The sequence below is a fragment of the Bradyrhizobium sp. USDA 4449 genome, from assembly GCF_054056275.1.
Genome location: NZ_JBSRYD010000001.1, coordinates 1690439 through 1705782, shown reverse-complemented (window position 1 = coordinate 1705782; position 15344 = coordinate 1690439). Strand labels below are relative to the sequence as shown.

The following is a 15344-nucleotide window of genomic DNA, read 5'->3' as shown; positions in this document are numbered from 1 at the left end:
CGCGACCCTTCGAGGGACCTTCAATGTTCAAGCCGTATTGCCTTCCATACCCATACAGTATGTTCGGATTGTACTGGATTGTGACTGGCCTCGCCACCGGCGACGGCCGAGGATCGCGCACGCAAAAGCGTGGGACGGACATGCAATCTGCGGGCAGCGGCTGGGGCAACGGGCTTCTCGGCGTCATCATCTTCAGCGGGTCCCTGCCGGCGACGCGCGTCGCGGTCGGTGGCTTTTCGGCGCTGTTCCTGACCTCGGCGCGCGCGACCATCGCGGCGCTGATCGGTGCGGCTGTGCTCGGTCTGCTCCGTCAGGCATGGCCGGAGCGAAAGGATTTCGTCTCGCTCAGCATTGTCTCCATGGGGGTCGTGGTCGGTTTTCCGCTGCTGACGGCGCTCGCGCTCCAGCACATCACCTCGGCGCATTCCATCGTCTTCATCGGCCTCTTGCCGCTGTCGACCGCGATCTTCGCCGTACTGCGCGGCGGCGAGCGGCCACAGCCGCTGTTCTGGCTGTTCGCGGTTCTCGGCAGCGCCACCGTTGCGGCCTTCGCCCTCTCGAACGGCGGCACGGTGTCGATCACAGGCGATCTGCTGATGGTGGCTGCGATCGTGCTGTGCGGGCTCGGCTATGCCGAGGGCGCTGCCCTGTCGCGCCGGATCGGCGGCTGGCAGGTGATCTCCTGGGCGTTGCTGCTGGCGCTGCCACTGATGCTGCCGCTCGCGCTTCTCGCCTGGCCCTCGACATGGAATGGCGTCGGTGCGCCGGCCTGGATCGGGCTCGCCTACGTCTCGGTCTTCAGCATGTTCGTCGGCTTCATCTTCTGGTATCGCGGCCTCGCGATCGGCGGCATCGCGCGCGTCGGCCAGTTGCAGCAGCTCCAGCCGTTCTGCGGTCTCGCCCTGGCCGGCTTCCTGCTGCACGAGCCGGTCGCATGGAGCATGATCGGCGCGACCGCGCTGGTCGTCGTCTGCGTGTTCTTCGCGCGGCGATATGCCTGAGGCCCTGGCGCCTCAGCCGCGTTCCATTACCGTTTGCGTCAGCGCGCTTCTCGCGAACTTCTTCAACGGCATCGGCTTGCCGAACAGATAGCCCTGCACGAGATCGAAGCCGAGCTCGTTGACAGCCATCAGATCGCCGCGGCTCTCGACACCCTCGGCGACGGCGCGTGCGCCGTAGCCTTGCGCGAGCTCGACGATGTGACGGCACACCGTCCGCTTCAGCCGGTCATTGCCGCAGCCTGTGACGAATTGCCGGTCGGCCTTGAGCTTGATGAACGGAATCTTGTCCAGGCCCATCAGCTCCGGCCAGTTGGCCCCGAGATTGTCGATCGAGAGTCCGATATTGTGGAAGCGCATTTCGCGCGCGATCTCGGTGAGGAAGTCGAGGTCGCGGATCGCCTCGCCGCTGGCGATCTCGATAGTCAGGCCGCCGAACGCCGGATGCGTCGGCATCCTCCTGCAGAGATCGCGCACGGCCTGCGGCTCTCTCAGATAGGGCGCAGGCAGGTTGATCGACAGATCGACCGCGCTCTGGCGCTCGAGAAGATAGTGCCAGTCCTGCAGCGCGCGCTCGATCACGAATTCCGAGAGGTCGCGGAAGTGCGGGTCGTGGCTATCAGGGATGAAATAGGCCGGCGGCACCACGCCCCAGGTCGGGTGCCGCATCCGTACCAGCGCCTCGGCGCCGCAGCGGACCAGCGAGCGCGCCTCGATCTTCGACTGGTACCAGAGCTCGAGCCAACCCGCATGCAGGGCTTCGCCGACGTGCACGGCCGGGCTGGGCACAGGCTCGTCCGGCAGCAGCATTGCGACGCGCTCGCGCAGCGTCTCCGCGGCAAAGGGCGTGGTCAGTGGCGGCAGCATCGCGAGCCCGTATTCCTCGCCGACCTGCTGCACGGCTTTGACGATGATCGAGTCGCGTGCACCGACGGCGAGCACCTTGCCGTCGAAAGCCTCGCGCACCAGAATTTCCAGGAATCGGCCGGGCTCGATGCCGTCGGCCGCGATGCCGAGCAGGATCAGGTCCGGCAGCTCGGAGCCGAGCATGGCCTGCAACTCGCCCGCACCGCTGCATTCGCTGGTGACGAAGCCGAGATCCTCGAGCACCTCGCTCATGAAGGCGCGCAGGTGACGCTTGCTGTCGGCCACGCAAGCGCGCGGCATCATTTTCCGCCGTCCGAAGGTTTTCAGCCTTCGTCCGGCGAGCTCACCAATCCCGTCCATCGCTAACCACTCCCGTTCCCTGCAGGTGTGTTAGCGATGCGGGGAGCTCCAAATATGGAGAGCTTCAGCTTGTACCCCGAATTGTCCCGATAACCTTAAAGCCCTCATCATTTCTAAAATTGTTTGGATTGCTTTCGCAAAGTCTTCACGCCCGTCCGCTTTCGGGACGATCGCGCGCGGAAATCGAGCGTGGATTCTCGCCGGACCGGTCTGTCGATGCCGGCGCGCGGTGTCCTGCAATCGGACGAAGCCGCAGCACGCTTCGCCCGATTGAATAATTCCCGTGCCGACTTCCCATGGCTTTGTCGTGCCCGGCCCTGCCGACCGCGCTCGCGCGTGACGGTGATGCGACAACGCGACGATCTGCAGGGCGGACGAGTGTGAAGCGCCTCACATGCGTATGCCCGCACATGCGCTATGGGTCCGCGGAGCCGGTGGCTGTCAGGGATTACCTCTATGACGACGCGGCGGTTGGTCCAATGGTGGTTCAGGATCGTGATGTCAGGGCGATTTCTCGATCGCTTCCTGCGCCTGCCACATGCGCCCGAATAGGATGCAGGGGAATCAGGTTGCCCCGAGCAATTTGCGAAATGCCGCCGCGCCGTCCTGCACCGCGTCGCGGCCCTTCCAGGCCAGATAGCTCAGCTTGCCGCCCAGCGTGTCCGGGCTGCGCAGCCGCCGCGAGCCGAGGATATGACCGACATTGGCGGGGAAGCGGCTGACCTCGGCCGAAACCAGCGCTGCGATCGCGTCCATCAATTGTTGAAGCCGGACGCCCCATTCGCTCTGCTCGATGCCGTCGATGCGAAGCTTGAGCGAATGCTCGGCGTCGTAGATTTCGGTGAGCAGGTCGCGGGCGACGAGGAAGCGGTTGTGGCGAAGCGCGACCCGCAGCGCGAGGCGCTTGTCGTCGAGCCGGTCGAGCACCATGGGAATGACGCAAGCATAGGGCGTGGCGGCGATGTCGGCGGCATTCTTGCTCGCGGCCGCCCTGGTCGCAAGGTATGCGAGTTGCCAGAATGTTTTCAGGCGCCTCGCCACCAGCGCCAGCGCAAACGGCAGTGCATCGGGATGCGCTTTCTTGAAGGCGTCAAGCTGCGCCGTGATCTGGCTGACCTGGCCGTCGTCGAACTTCGCGATCGTCTCGGGCAGCTTGTCATTGAACTTCGACAGTGCCTCGCCGGCGCGCAGCACCCGCTGCATCTTCTTCACGTCGTCGAAGGCGGTACGCGATGCCGTATATTGCGTGAGCTTGCTCCGCGCGAACTCGGCGCTCTCCGCAGAGGCGAGCGTGTTCTCGAGCACCTTGAGCACCTTGATCTGAAAGGCTGTCGCGATCTTCTGCACTTCCTTGGGATTGTTGGCCGTGACCTGGTCATTGATCGCCTTGACATAGTCGCGTGCCATGGTCGGCAGCAGGTCGCGGCAAATCCACTCCCAGATCGGCGTGAGCGTGTTCCGCGAGATCCGTCCCGCATTGGCGTGCTCGGGCGCGCCGTCGATCAGCAGCAGCTCGAGGGGTGCAAAGAAGTAGCGCGAAGGATTGGTGGCGCGCGCCTGGACCGAACCGTCCTTGCGGAACTCCGCGCGCAGCTTGGCCTGAACCCCGGCCGAGCCCGGCATGTCGATGCCGCACAGTTCGAGCCGCTCGAGCTCGCTCAGCAGGCAACTGCGCGACAGCGGCGTCAGCTTCTGCAGGAACTCCGAAAGCTCGTCGATCTCGTCCATGGCACGCTCTCGCAACGTTTCCAGCAGGCCACCGGCCCAATGCATGGACGCATTTGCGCGCTCACAATCGTGACACAGAGAAGCAAGCCCCCGTTAATTTATCCGTAAAATCCGGGGGCGCCGGGCGTGTTGCGGGAGAGATCGTTAAGAAAACCTTCAGCGGCCCTGCATAGGATCTAGGCGGCTTGTCAACCGTTGCATGGTCCCGCGGGCCAGGCAAAAGCATAAATTGTGCCGGGGTCGATTGTTTCGCGCCAGATTGGCAAACTAGCCGTAGTCTTACGGAGCAAAAAGTTAACCACAGATCGCCCCGGGTTCCGCTACAGGAGCCGCATGGGGTCACATAACGATACGGCCACTGATTCGCGGCCGGCGGGATGGTGCGAGAGAAGCGCTGCTCCGATCGAAGAGCTCGAATTCGTCCGCTTGAATGCTGCGCGCGCCGAGGCGGCCGACGAGATGGCCGTGGCTATTGCCCGTGAGCTCAATGGCCCTCTGACTGCGCTGCTGCTCTACATGGGCGAGATCAAGCATCATAGCGACCAGCTCGCGCCTGTTTCGGCCGAGCGCGCCTATTTGCAGCAGGTTGTGGAGAACGCGTTGGCGCAGACCGAGCGCGTCTGCGCTGTGGTCAAGCAGCTCGCCGGCTCGCACAAGGGCGCGTTGCCCACGGCGTCCACGACAGGGGATGCCGTGGTGAAGGCCGGCCGCGTGTTGGCGGCGCGCGAGACGGCCGGCTTGCCGGGCGTGTCGGGCAAGCGGCTGACCAAGCGGGAACGTGAAGTGCTGCGGCTGATCAGTGAGGGCTTTTCGAACAAGCAGGGCGCGCTGCGGATGCAGATCAGTCCGCGCACTTTCGAGAGCCATCGTGCCGAAGCGATGCGCAAGCTCGGCGCGCGCAACACCGCGGACCTCGTCCGTGCGGCGCTGTTGCATTCGCTCGAATGAACCGTGGTCCCGGGCCGCTTTAGAAATAATCGTCGGCGAAGGGACGCAGGCGCGAGGTCGGCCGCAGCACCTTCGGATCTTCCTTCGGCGTATTCGGGACAATGGTGATGGTCCAGCGCTGCGGGACGGTCGATTCCTGCTCCAGCACCGAGCGAACGAAGCCCGTGACTGTGGACTCACCTGCCTTCACCGTAGCCATCCGTCCGTTGAACTGGGCGATGCGGAAGCGACGGACCTCTTTCTGGTCCGCAGTCTCATAGGTGAACATGGAAACCCTCCTGGTTTCCGGCGACTATCGCCACCTATGATTAGTCATCCGTGAAAATCGCCAACCGTATAAGTACGGCGCGCCTGCCGCCGGAATGGTCAGTCCTGCGGTTCCTGCGCCATCGCGGTCGCAAACGCCGCATCCATCAGGTCAAGCAAATCGCCAAATTCGGTGTCGTCGAGCGCGTCGGCCGTGCTCTCGAGCCGCAGCGCCAGCGCGGCGAGGCGAAGGTAACCGAATGTCCTGGCCGTGCTCTTCAGTGAATGCGCCTCGCGCGCGATCCGGCCGTGATGCCGGCCGAGGGCCAGCGTGCGAAACAGCTCGAGACGCGCGCTGGTCTCGCTCCAGAACACCGCGCGCACCTCACGGGCGCCGTCCTCGCCGATCTCGCGCACCAGCGCTTCGAAGGCGCCAGGCTCGCGCAGCGGTTCAGGCTCGCGCAGCGGTTCAGGCTCGGGCAAGGCTGCGGTGTCGAGCGCGGCTGGCCCGGGCGCGAATGCGGTGTCGATCATTGATGTCGAGGTCCCCGTTGTGTGCGCCGGCCTGCGCGGAGCGTAGGGGATGTCTATGCCGTTCAGATTTCAGTTCTGGTCGCGAGACGCACGGTGTTTGCTGGTCGCATTAAGCAATTGCTTTACCATGCGCAGCCCTGCGTGCGCCGTCAGGGGCCGAGCAGCCGATCGTACTGGGCTTTGACCGCGGCGTAGCATTCGCATGCCGTCTCGCGCAGCCCGTCCAGATTGACAATCTGGATATGTCCGCGGCTGTAATGGATGAAGTTGGCTTGCTGCAAGGTATTGGCGACCAGCGACACGCTGTTGCGCCGCGCCCCGATCATCTGCGCCAGGGCCTCCTGCGTCAGCAGCAGCCGGTAGTCCCCCGACAAATCGTGAATGTGCAATAGGCAGCGCGAGAGCCGCGACTCCACCGGGTGCGCCACGTTGCAGCCTGCGGTCTGCTGCACCTGCGCATAGACGGCGAGCCCGTGACGGACCAGTAGCGTCCGCAGGGTCGAGCTCTGTTCGGCGGCGACGCGAAGCCGGTCGAGATCTATCACCGAGGCGGCGCCGGCGACCAGCACCACCGCTGTGTTCAGCGCGGCTGCGTCGCCCATGGCCGAAAGTGCGCCGAGCAGGCTGTCGCGCCCGATCATGGCGACCTGCACATGCTCGCCCTTGGTGAGCTCCACGACGAGCGAGATCACGCCACGATGGGGGAAGTAGGCGCGTTTGAGCGTCTCGCCGGTCTCGACCAGCACGGTCTCTTGCGGCAGATCGACTGTGCGCAGGTGTGCACGGATCAGTTCATAATCATCTGTCGACAGCGCCGACAGGAAACGGTTCGAGGGCCGCACCATCGTTTCCAAAGCTGCCTCGCGGAAATGCATGTCCTGCCCAGCTGCAGGCTCCATCTTGTTGCCCGCTGGATAAGTTGGCAATCGCGGACAGGGCCGACAAATCAATCTTTTCGTCTATATGAGTTTTGGGCGTGCAGTCATTGATATGGGCAATCAATCGTAGATTGCACATCAGGGGCGCCTCCTCAGCAGGTGTGCCTGATGGGCCTTCACGGCGCCGTAGCAATCGCACGAGGTCGCTTCGAGCGCGCGCAGATCCGTGATCTCGATCTGGCCCCGGCTGTAGCGGATAATTCCGGCCCGCTGAAGCGCATGTGCGACCAGCGAAACGGCATTGCGCCTGACGCCCATCATTTGCGCCAGGGTTTCCTGCGTTAGCGGAAGGGTTTCGCTATCGGACAAGTCCCGGGCGCGCAGCAGCCATCGCGCCAGTCGCGCCTCGACCGGGTGCAGCGTGTTGCAAAGCAGGGATTGCTGCGCGTGGGCGAGCAAGGACTGCTCATGCCGGATCACCAGGCTGCGGAACGTCCCGCTGGCCGCAGCGACGGTTCGAAAGCTCGCGATTTCGAGCGCGGATGCCGTCCCGGGGAAAAGCACGACGGCGTCTGATGCCGCGATCCCGTCGGCGAGCGCAGCGCCGCCACCGACGATGCTGTCGCGGCCAAGCATCGCGACCTCGATGGTCTGTCCCTCCGACAGACCGACTGTGATCGAAATGGTTCCATCATGAGGAAAGTAGACGTGCCGAAGCGCCACGCCAGCTTCGCTCAAGACATTCTCCCTGACCAATTCAATTGCGACGAGATGAGGACGCAGCAGATCGAGGTCCGCGGCGCCGAGCGACTGCAGCAGCTGATTAGGCGGTGGGCCGCTCGCGGTCATGGGGGATCAATCCAGCGCGTTCCATAAAGTATTGAAAATGATGTGCTCGGAATGCAGTTGCACGAAAACGAAGCCCAGTGTACTGGTTGTGGTGCTGTTCATATACCCGTTAGAGGGCAGACAGCCTGGCGTATTTGCGTCGGAAATAAGAACGGCGCGCTGATTGGCGGGTGTGTCCGGCGAATTGGTCCTGCGTCGCGACCGGGGGCATTGGCCAGGGCGCCTCATGAGCGGGCAGCCGACCGCAGATGTTGCATCCACTCTTCCGTCGGACATTCGCCGGTCCAGGGCACTTTGCCCGCCCGCCGATTCTTTTCAGCCGTCAGATATTGCTTCGTACCCTGGCGCGGCCCGGTCGCCCATCGCGCGTTCATTCCGTTCGCATGTCGCACCGGTCCGACCGCACATGCCGTCGTGACGATGTCCACGCAAGCTGGAGGAGAAAGGCGTGCGTCACGGTTCAATTGTTGAATCGCCGCTGATTGAGATGTGCGGCTATGCAGATCTGAATTCGCCCGCGCCGGACTTCCTGCGGATGGCGCCGGAGCTCGGCGCCGCGCGCTGCCTGCGCAAGCCGTTCACGCCGGATACGCTGCTGACGGCGATCAGGGACTGTCTCGGCGAGTGCCATGCTGCCGCGTCGCGTATGGGTTGGCGCGTTGTTGTTCGCGACAATCGTACGGTAAGAATCCGTTTACCGCGAACGCCGATCTCGCGGATTTCATGGACACCTCGATAGAACCCCGAACAGCGGTCCGAATGGCGCGTGATCTGATTCAGATCGCGCGGCCCGTGGATATCCCACGACATGGGCGGGATTTTTTCACCCCTGCCCCGATGCCGTTATGCCCGTGTTTACGTGTCGCGTTGCGCGGCCGACGCAGAAAACCGCAGCCCGATGCAGTCGAACTGCAAACTTCTCTTCAATATCCGTATTAGCACGGAGCATGAAATTAACGGGACCGTGAAATGGGTTGCCTAACGATCTAGGTGCGGACTTCCGCCGATTCCAGGCGCGGCGCAGGCGTCGAGGTCCAGCTCAGTAAGGCGTAACCATGGATGATCTGTTGCGGGAGTTTCTGACGGAGACCAGCGAGAGCCTGGACACCGTCGACAATCAGCTGGTGAAGTTCGAGCAGGAGCCGAACAACGCCAAGATCCTGGATAACATCTTCCGCCTGGTCCACACCATCAAGGGTACGTGCGGCTTCTTGGGTCTGCCGCGGCTTGAAGCGCTGGCGCATGCCGGCGAGACCCTGATGAGCAAATTCCGCGACGGCATGCCGGTGACGGGTGCGGCGGTGACGCTGATCCTGTCCTCGATCGATCGCATCAAGGAGATCCTCGCAGGTCTCGAGGCCACCGAAGCCGAGCCCGAAGGCAACGACCGCGATCTCATCGACAAGCTGGAAGCGATGGTGGAGCAGGGCATGGCCGCCATGTCGGCGTCGGCTTCGCCGATCGCGTCAGGCTCGGCGCAGCCGATGCCGGCCGCGGGCGCCGCGGCTTCCGTTGCCGTTGCCGACGCGCCGCCGCTGGTGCCGGAAGCACCAAGCGCTGCGCCGGCCAAGGAGATGACCACGGGCACGCTGATCGAGCAGACGCTGGAGCGCCCCTTGCGTCCGGGCGAAGTCTCGCTCGACGAGCTCGAGCGCGCCTTCCGCGAGACTGCGATCGAAGCGCCTGCGCCGGTTGCCGGGGCTGAAGCGAAGGCCGAGCCCGCTGCTGCAGCCCCGGCTGCCAGGGAAAAGGAAACCAGCAGGGAAATTGCAAAGCCGGTCAGGGAGAAGGCCGCGCCGAAGAAGTCGATGGCCGACGAGGTGGCTTCCGAAGGCGAGCGCATCGCCAACCAGTCGATCCGCGTCAACGTGGATACGCTGGAGCATCTGATGACCATGGTCTCCGAGCTGGTCTTGACCCGCAACCAGCTGCTGGAGATCTCGAGGCGCAACGAGGACACCGAGTTCAAGGTGCCGTTGCAGCGCCTCTCCAACGTCACCGCCGAGCTGCAGGAAGGCGTCATGAAGACGCGCATGCAGCCGATCGGCAATGCCTGGCAGAAGCTGCCCCGCATCGTGCGCGATCTCTCATCCGAACTCGGCAAGCAGATCGAGCTGGAGATGCACGGCGCCGACACCGAGCTCGACCGCCAGGTGCTCGACCTGATCAAGGACCCGCTCACCCACATGGTGCGCAACTCCGCCGATCACGGCCTGGAGACCCCCGCCGAGCGCACCGCGAACGGCAAGGGCGAGCAGGGCACCATCCGCCTCTCCGCCTATCACGAAGGCGGCCACATCATCATCTGCATCGCCGACAACGGCCGCGGCCTCAACACCGAGAAGATCAAGACCAAGGCGATCTCCTCCGGTCTGGCCACCGAGGCCGAGCTCGAGAAGATGTCGGAAGCCCAGATCCACAAGTTCATCTTCGCGCCCGGCTTCTCCACCGCGGCCGCCATCACCTCGGTATCGGGGCGCGGCGTCGGCATGGACGTGGTCCGCACCAACATCGACCAGATCGGCGGCACCATCGACATCAAGTCGGTCGCCGGCGAGGGCTCGTCCGTCACCATCAAGATCCCGCTGACGCTGGCGATCGTCTCGGCCCTGATCGTGGAGGCCGCCGGTGACCGCTTTGCGATCCCGCAGCTCTCGGTGGTCGAGCTGGTGCGCGCCCGCGCCAACAGCGAGCACCGCATCGAGCGCATCAAGGACACCGCGGTGCTGCGGCTGCGCAACAAGCTGTTGCCGCTGATCCACCTGAAGAAGCTCTTGAAGATCGACGACGGCGCGGCCTCCGATCCCGAGAACGGCTTCATCGTGGTCACCCAGGTCGGCAGCCAGACCTTCGGCATCGTCGTCGACGGCGTGTTCCACACCGAGGAAATCGTGGTCAAGCCGATGTCGACGAAGCTGCGTCAAATCGACATGTTCTCGGGCAACACCATCCTGGGCGATGGCGCGGTCATCATGATCATCGACCCCAACGGCATTGCCAAAGCGCTCGGCGCCGCCGGCTCCTCGGCCCACGACATGGGCGATGACAATGGCGCGCACCATATCGGCTCGGGCGAGCAGACCACTTCGCTGCTGGTGTTCCGCGCCGGCTCCAACCAGCCCAAGGCGGTCCCGCTCGGGCTCGTCACCCGCCTCGAAGAGCTCCCCGCCGACAAGATCGAGTTCAGCAACGGCCGCTACATGGTGCAGTACCGCGAGCAGCTGATGCCGCTCGTCTCCATGGACGGCGTCACCATCGCGAGCCAGGGCGCCCAGCCGATCCTGGTGTTCGCCGATGACGGCCGCTCCATGGGCCTCGTGGTCGACGAGATCATCGACATCGTCGAGGAACGCCTCAACATCGAGGTCGGCGGCTCGGCCAGCGGCATCCTCGGCTCGGCCGTGATCAAGGGCCAGGCCACCGAGGTGATCGATGTCGGCCACTTCCTGCCCATGGCGTTCGCCGACTGGTTCACCCGCAAGGAGATGAAGCCGTCGATGCATTCGCAGTCGGTGCTGCTGGTCGACGACAGCGCCTTCTTCCGCAACATGCTGGCGCCGGTGCTCAAGGCCGCCGGCTACCGTGTCCGCACCGCGCCGACCGCGCAGGAGGGCCTGGCCGCCCTGCGTGCGCAGAGCTTCGACGTGGTGCTGACCGACATCGAGATACCCGACATGAACGGGTTCGAGTTCGCGGAAACGATCCGCTCCGACAGCAATCTGGGTGCGATGCCGATCATCGGCCTGTCCGCCCTGGTGTCGCCGGCGGCGATCGAGCGCGGCCGTCAGGCCGGCTTCCACGACTATGTCGCCAAGTTCGACCGTCCCGGTCTGATCGCGGCGCTGAAGGAGCAGACCGCGGGCGCCGCCGGTGCCTCCGAGCTGAGCCGGGCCGCGGCGTAACAGCATGATCCGGACAAGTGTGATGCGGTTTTCCGAAGAGATCATGCTCAAACCAGAGAGCGGCGAGGGACCAGGGGAGACGGTATGAGCAAGAAGACCCAGATCGGCGAAGGCGCCATGGTCGAATACGTCACCGCGATGATCGGCGGCCAGCTGTTCGGCCTGCCGATCTCGCGCGTCCAGGACGTGTTCATGCCGGAGCGCGTCACCCGCGTTCCCCTGTCCTCGCACGAGATCGCAGGGGTTCTGAACCTGCGCGGCCGCATCGTCACCGTCATCGACATGCGCGCCCGTCTCGGCCTGCCCAGGGACCAGGACGGCAAGACGCCGATGGCGGTCGGTGTCGACCTGCGCGGCGAATCCTATGGCCTCCTGATCGATCAGATCGGCGAGGTGCTGCGCCTGCCCGAGGATGGCAAGGAAGAGAACCCGGTCAACCTCGACCCCCGCATGGCCAAGCTCGCCGGCGGCGTTCACCGGCTCGAGGGACAGCTCATGGTCGTCCTCGACGTCGATCGCGTGCTCGAGCTCAAGACCGAAGTGCAAATGGCTGCCTGAATATTCACGAAACACATTTAAGCCGGAGATCCAAGATGAAGACCTGTTTGGTGGTTGACGATTCCAGCATCGTTCGCAAGGTCGCGCGCCGCATCGTCGAAGCGCTCGGCTTTCACGTCATTGAAGCGGAAGACGGCGTCGAAGCGCTGGTCCATTGCAAGAAGGCGATGCCGGAAGCGATCCTGCTCGACTGGAACATGCCCGTGATGGATGGCTTCCAGTTCCTGGGCACGCTTCGCCGCATGCCTGGCGGCGAAGACCCACGGGTGGTGTTCTGCACCACCGAGAACGGCATCGACCACATCACCAAGGCGATGGGCGGCGGCGCCAACGAGTACATCATGAAGCCGTTCGACAAGGAAATCGTGTTGGCGAAGTTCCAGGAAGTCGGGTTGGTCGCGCGCGAAGAAGAAACAGCCGCCTGAAAATACATCAGCCAGCAGCGTCAAGAGGTGTCCTGTGAACGCGCCCGATTATGAGTATCTGCGTAAATTGCTGAAGGAGCGCTCCGGTCTCGACCTGTCCGCGGACAAGCAATATCTGATCGAAAGCCGCCTGCTTCCGCTGGCGCGCAAGGCCGGGCTCTCCGGTATTCCCGAGCTCGTACAGAAGCTGCAAGGCGGTTCGAGTGCGCTGATCACCAGCGTGGTCGAAGCCATGACCACGAACGAGACCTTCTTCTTCCGCGACAAGGTCCCGTTCGACCATTTCCGCGACACCATTATGCCTGAGGTGCTCAAGGCCCGTGCCGGCCGCCGCAGCGTGCGGATCTGGTGTGCCGCAGGCTCGACCGGGCAGGAGCCCTATTCGCTGGCGATGACGCTGAAGGAGATGAGCGCGGCCCTGAGCGGCTGGCGCGTCGAGATCATCGCCACCGACCTCTCGCAGGAGGTGCTCGAGAAGGCCAAGTCCGGCGTCTACAGCCAGTTCGAGGTGCAGCGCGGCCTGCCGATCCAGATGCTGATGAAACATTTCAAGCAGACCGGAGAGACATGGCAGGTCAATCCCGAGCTGCGCGCCATGATCCAGCACCGGCAGCTCAATCTGCTCCAGGACTTCTCACACCTCGGTACGTTCGACGTGATCTTCTGCCGCAACGTGCTGATCTATTTCGACCAGGAGACCAAGATCAACATCTTCAACCGCCTTGCCCGGCAGATCGAGCCCGACGGCTTCCTGGTGCTCGGCGCAGCGGAGACCGTGGTCGGACTGACCGATACGTTCAAGCCGATTGCGGATCGCCGCGGCCTTTACAAGCCGAACGACGCGCGTGCGGTGGCGGCCAATGCTGCAGCGGCCCCGCGCATGGCGGCGATGGCGGGACGATAGGCATGGCCGAGGACGGCAAAGGCGTCGAGCGCGTCACGTTCAGTCGCGGCTATGATGTCTGCATCATGGCCATCGACGGCACGTGGCGGCGCGACTGTACGCTCAATGCGATTTCCGACAGCGACGCCATCCTCACGGTGGAGGGCTCCATTCAGGGGTTGAACCTGAAGGAGTTTTTCCTGCTGCTGTCATCCACCGGGCTTGCCTACCGCCGTTGCGAGCTCGTGCGCGTCAACGGCGCCGAGATGGACATCCAGTTCCTGCGTGGCAAGAACCGCAAGAAGCGTGGCGCTGCCGGCGACCATGATGCGGTGGCGTGATCGCCAGGGCGTCACACGCGACGCTTCCCGACGCGTTGCTTCACATTTTCTGAAAACATCGGAGCGAATTCCAAGGTCCGGCTTTACGCGGCTTAAGCGTGCACCGTGTATCGATTGACGGTCGCAATCTCAGGGTCCGGCCATGCCAAGAAGCTCTCTTTCCCCCATCTCCTCAAACCTGCCCGATGCCGCCGAGCGGCGCGCGCTTCAGCTCCTCGTGGTCGATGACGATGCCACGCAGCGCAGCCTGATCACGGTGGCCGCCAAGCAGGCGGGCCACGAGGTCACCGTCGCGCCCTCGGTCGCCGAAGCGATCGAAAAGCTGCGCGCCGCGCGCTTCGACTGCGTGACGCTCGACCTCCTGCTGGAGGATGGTGACGGCATCGACGTCCTGCGGGAGATGGCTGCGGCGAAATTCACGGGCTTCGTGATCGTGATCAGCGGCATGGACGGCAAGCGCCGCAGCGCCGCCCGCAGCTTTGCCCGCTCCGTCGGGATCGAGCTGCAGAGCCTGCCGAAGCCGCTGGATCTCGCCGCGCTGCGCATCAGCCTCGCCAATCTCGGCAAGACGGCGATGGGCCTGCCGACGATTCATACCTGGGGCGGCGTCGCCAGCGACGCGATCGTGGAGCGGCACCGCGCCTGAGGCGCGGAACTGCATGCAATCGGCTGCGGCAATTCAGCCGCGCTGATGCACAACTAGGGCGGATTGCCGGATTCCGACAGTTTTTGCAGGGCCTGGCGGAGCTCCGCCCGGCAGGTATTGAGGGCCGCGCTTGCCGCGGCATAACGGGGCGTGACGTCGTCGAGCACGACGATCTCGATGGAACCCAAGTCGGCGCCCAAGGTAGCGCTGTCGTCCTCCGAGTCCATATCATCATAGGTCATGGCAGCGTCGATCAGACGCATGCTGATGTCGATGCGTGCGATCAGGGAACGCAGTTCGGCAGCGATCAGCTGACGACTGTCGGTTTCGGCCATCGCAGCGAGCGGGGGTGTGCCGGCGTAATTTAGCATGGATATTCTCCGTCCCCCGCAATAAGGCACCTTGCCGCTACTTGTGCGTTAAGTTCATGTCCCGTACAAATGCGGGTGGGCCGAACCTGCGCCGAAAACCATGGATTGGGGCGCGGGCACGATCCTTGAATGCCAAATGGACTTGGCGGTCGCCTTGGCAAATGGACATGGCACATGGTCGAACAAACCTCCCGTGGTGAGATTTTCGTGGTCGACGACGACCCGGCTGTTCGCGACACCCTGTCGATGGTGTTGAAGGCGGCGGGCTATGAGGTGATCTGTTTCGCGGACGGCGCAGCACTGCTTTCCGTCGCGCGCAGCCGCACACCGGCCGCGGTCCTGCTCGACGTGAACATTCCCGGAAAGTCCGGCCTCGACATTCTCAAGGAGCTGCACGGCGAGGACTATCCGGCTCCGATCTTCATGATCTCCGGCCAGGGTGACATTGCGATGGCGGTGGGCGCGATCAAGAGCGGCGCGCTCGATTTCATCGAGAAGCCGTTTCGCGGCAGTGAGATCGTCGGCCGCCTGGATGAAGCGATCGGCGCCTATGCACGCAGGCAGTCGGAGAGCGCCTCGCCCAAATTCGGCTCGCTGCATTTCCCCGGGCGTGAGCCGCTGACCCGTCGGGAGCGTGAGGTGCTCGAGCAATTCGCTGCCGGTGCTTCCAACAAGGAAGCCGGCCGCACCCTCGGCATCAGCCCGCGCACGATCGAGGATCACCGCGCCAACATCATGAAGAAGCTCGGCGCCCGCAATGCCGCCGACCTGATCCGGATCGTGATGACGGCGGCCCAGCGCGCGTCGTAG

At 64.0% G+C, this 15344-nt stretch carries 16 protein-coding genes and 1 pseudogene; 10 read left to right on the top strand and 7 right to left on the bottom strand.

Annotation, left to right across the window (positions count from 1 at the left end):
• The first annotated feature begins 140 nt into the window (after positions 1-140).
• The gene (locus tag ACVIIW_RS08095; protein ID WP_456700265.1) at positions 141-1001 is read left to right on the top strand and encodes a DMT family transporter; all 861 of its coding nucleotides are present in this window, start codon (positions 141-143) and stop codon (positions 999-1001) included.
• Between the two features lie 12 nt (positions 1002-1013).
• On the opposite strand, the gene ACVIIW_RS08090 is transcribed toward ACVIIW_RS08095, so the two are convergent.
• Together ACVIIW_RS08090 and ACVIIW_RS08085 are read right to left on the bottom strand one after the other, a co-directional pair.
• A complete protein-coding gene (locus ACVIIW_RS08090; RefSeq protein WP_456700264.1) occupies positions 1014-2225 on the bottom strand; it encodes an EAL domain-containing protein in 1212 nt (403 codons plus the stop codon).
• Between the two features lie 564 nt (positions 2226-2789).
• Positions 2790-3953 (bottom strand): hypothetical protein, encoded by a 1164-nt coding sequence (locus ACVIIW_RS08085; RefSeq protein WP_456700263.1) that lies wholly within the window; start codon positions 3951-3953, stop codon positions 2790-2792.
• A 333-nt stretch (positions 3954-4286) separates the two neighbouring features.
• Here ACVIIW_RS08085 and ACVIIW_RS08080 point away from each other — a divergent pair, with 333 nt between their 5' ends.
• A complete protein-coding gene (locus ACVIIW_RS08080; RefSeq protein WP_456700262.1) occupies positions 4287-4901 on the top strand; it encodes a LuxR C-terminal-related transcriptional regulator in 615 nt (204 codons plus the stop codon).
• 19 nt (positions 4902-4920) lie between these two features.
• Here ACVIIW_RS08080 and ACVIIW_RS08075 read toward each other — a convergent pair whose 3' ends face one another.
• The 4 genes from ACVIIW_RS08075 to ACVIIW_RS08060 all read right to left on the bottom strand — a co-directional run bounded on the left by ACVIIW_RS08075 (position 4921) and on the right by ACVIIW_RS08060 (position 7408).
• Positions 4921-5169, bottom strand: a complete 249-nt coding sequence (locus ACVIIW_RS08075) for a hypothetical protein (RefSeq protein ID WP_456700261.1) — start codon at positions 5167-5169, stop codon at positions 4921-4923.
• A gap of 98 nt (positions 5170-5267) precedes the next feature.
• Positions 5268-5681 carry an Hpt domain-containing protein gene (locus tag ACVIIW_RS08070; RefSeq protein ID WP_456700260.1) on the bottom strand — a complete coding sequence of 138 codons (414 nt, stop codon included), beginning with the start codon at positions 5679-5681 and terminating at the stop codon, positions 5268-5270.
• A gap of 149 nt (positions 5682-5830) precedes the next feature.
• On the bottom strand, positions 5831-6526 hold the full coding sequence (locus ACVIIW_RS08065) for a Crp/Fnr family transcriptional regulator (RefSeq protein WP_456705109.1): 696 nt from the start codon (positions 6524-6526) through the stop codon (positions 5831-5833).
• 171 nt (positions 6527-6697) lie between these two features.
• Entirely contained in the window at positions 6698-7408 is a 711-nt protein-coding gene (locus ACVIIW_RS08060) for a Crp/Fnr family transcriptional regulator (protein WP_456700259.1), read from the bottom strand.
• Positions 7409-7880: 472 nt separating this feature from the next.
• Here ACVIIW_RS08060 and ACVIIW_RS08055 point away from each other — a divergent pair.
• The 7 genes and pseudogenes from ACVIIW_RS08055 to ACVIIW_RS08025 all read left to right on the top strand — a co-directional run.
• Positions 7881-8027, top strand: a pseudogene (locus tag ACVIIW_RS08055) (response regulator); the annotation flags it as partial.
• 436 nt (positions 8028-8463) lie between these two features.
• Positions 8464-11310 (top strand): hybrid sensor histidine kinase/response regulator, encoded by a 2847-nt coding sequence (locus tag ACVIIW_RS08050; protein ID WP_456700258.1) that lies wholly within the window; start codon positions 8464-8466, stop codon positions 11308-11310.
• 84 nt (positions 11311-11394) lie between these two features.
• Positions 11395-11868, top strand: a complete 474-nt coding sequence (locus ACVIIW_RS08045; protein WP_456700257.1) for a chemotaxis protein CheW — start codon at positions 11395-11397, stop codon at positions 11866-11868.
• Between the two features lie 35 nt (positions 11869-11903).
• Entirely contained in the window at positions 11904-12293 is a 390-nt protein-coding gene (locus tag ACVIIW_RS08040; RefSeq protein WP_092239913.1) for a response regulator, read from the top strand.
• Positions 12294-12327: 34 nt separating this feature from the next.
• A complete protein-coding gene (locus tag ACVIIW_RS08035; RefSeq protein WP_456700256.1) occupies positions 12328-13197 on the top strand; it encodes a CheR family methyltransferase in 870 nt (289 codons plus the stop codon).
• Positions 13198-13199: 2 nt separating this feature from the next.
• A complete protein-coding gene (locus tag ACVIIW_RS08030) occupies positions 13200-13517 on the top strand; it encodes a PilZ domain-containing protein (RefSeq protein WP_456700255.1) in 318 nt (105 codons plus the stop codon).
• Between the two features lie 142 nt (positions 13518-13659).
• Positions 13660-14163 carry a response regulator gene (locus ACVIIW_RS08025; RefSeq protein ID WP_456700254.1) on the top strand — a complete coding sequence of 168 codons (504 nt, stop codon included), beginning with the start codon at positions 13660-13662 and terminating at the stop codon, positions 14161-14163.
• A 53-nt stretch (positions 14164-14216) separates the two neighbouring features.
• Here ACVIIW_RS08025 and ACVIIW_RS08020 read toward each other — a convergent pair whose 3' ends face one another.
• Entirely contained in the window at positions 14217-14534 is a 318-nt protein-coding gene (locus ACVIIW_RS08020) for a hypothetical protein (protein ID WP_456700253.1), read from the bottom strand.
• A 174-nt stretch (positions 14535-14708) separates the two neighbouring features.
• Between ACVIIW_RS08020 and ACVIIW_RS08015 the strand changes: the two genes are divergently transcribed.
• Positions 14709-15344 carry a response regulator transcription factor gene (locus tag ACVIIW_RS08015; RefSeq protein ID WP_092239918.1) on the top strand — a complete coding sequence of 212 codons (636 nt, stop codon included), beginning with the start codon at positions 14709-14711 and terminating at the stop codon, positions 15342-15344.

Coding starts and splice junctions, on each gene's coding strand:
- ACVIIW_RS08050 (WP_456700258.1), top strand. CDS start 8,464: ATGGATGATCTGTTGCGGGAGTTTCTGACGGAGACCAGCGAGAGCCTG.
- ACVIIW_RS08040 (WP_092239913.1), top strand. CDS start 11,904: ATGAAGACCTGTTTGGTGGTTGACGATTCCAGCATCGTTCGCAAGGTC.
- ACVIIW_RS08015 (WP_092239918.1), top strand. CDS start 14,709: ATGGTCGAACAAACCTCCCGTGGTGAGATTTTCGTGGTCGACGACGAC.
- ACVIIW_RS08060 (WP_456700259.1), bottom strand. CDS start 7,408: ATGACCGCGAGCGGCCCACCGCCTAATCAGCTGCTGCAGTCGCTCGGC.
- ACVIIW_RS08090 (WP_456700264.1), bottom strand. CDS start 2,225: ATGGACGGGATTGGTGAGCTCGCCGGACGAAGGCTGAAAACCTTCGGA.
- ACVIIW_RS08070 (WP_456700260.1), bottom strand. CDS start 5,681: ATGATCGACACCGCATTCGCGCCCGGGCCAGCCGCGCTCGACACCGCA.
- ACVIIW_RS08030 (WP_456700255.1), top strand. CDS start 13,200: ATGGCCGAGGACGGCAAAGGCGTCGAGCGCGTCACGTTCAGTCGCGGC.
- ACVIIW_RS08085 (WP_456700263.1), bottom strand. CDS start 3,953: ATGGACGAGATCGACGAGCTTTCGGAGTTCCTGCAGAAGCTGACGCCG.
- ACVIIW_RS08095 (WP_456700265.1), top strand. CDS start 141: ATGCAATCTGCGGGCAGCGGCTGGGGCAACGGGCTTCTCGGCGTCATC.
- ACVIIW_RS08080 (WP_456700262.1), top strand. CDS start 4,287: ATGGGGTCACATAACGATACGGCCACTGATTCGCGGCCGGCGGGATGG.
- ACVIIW_RS08075 (WP_456700261.1), bottom strand. CDS start 5,169: ATGTTCACCTATGAGACTGCGGACCAGAAAGAGGTCCGTCGCTTCCGC.
- ACVIIW_RS08065 (WP_456705109.1), bottom strand. CDS start 6,526: ATGGTGCGGCCCTCGAACCGTTTCCTGTCGGCGCTGTCGACAGATGAT.
- ACVIIW_RS08020 (WP_456700253.1), bottom strand. CDS start 14,534: ATGCTAAATTACGCCGGCACACCCCCGCTCGCTGCGATGGCCGAAACC.
- ACVIIW_RS08025 (WP_456700254.1), top strand. CDS start 13,660: ATGCCAAGAAGCTCTCTTTCCCCCATCTCCTCAAACCTGCCCGATGCC.
- ACVIIW_RS08045 (WP_456700257.1), top strand. CDS start 11,395: ATGAGCAAGAAGACCCAGATCGGCGAAGGCGCCATGGTCGAATACGTC.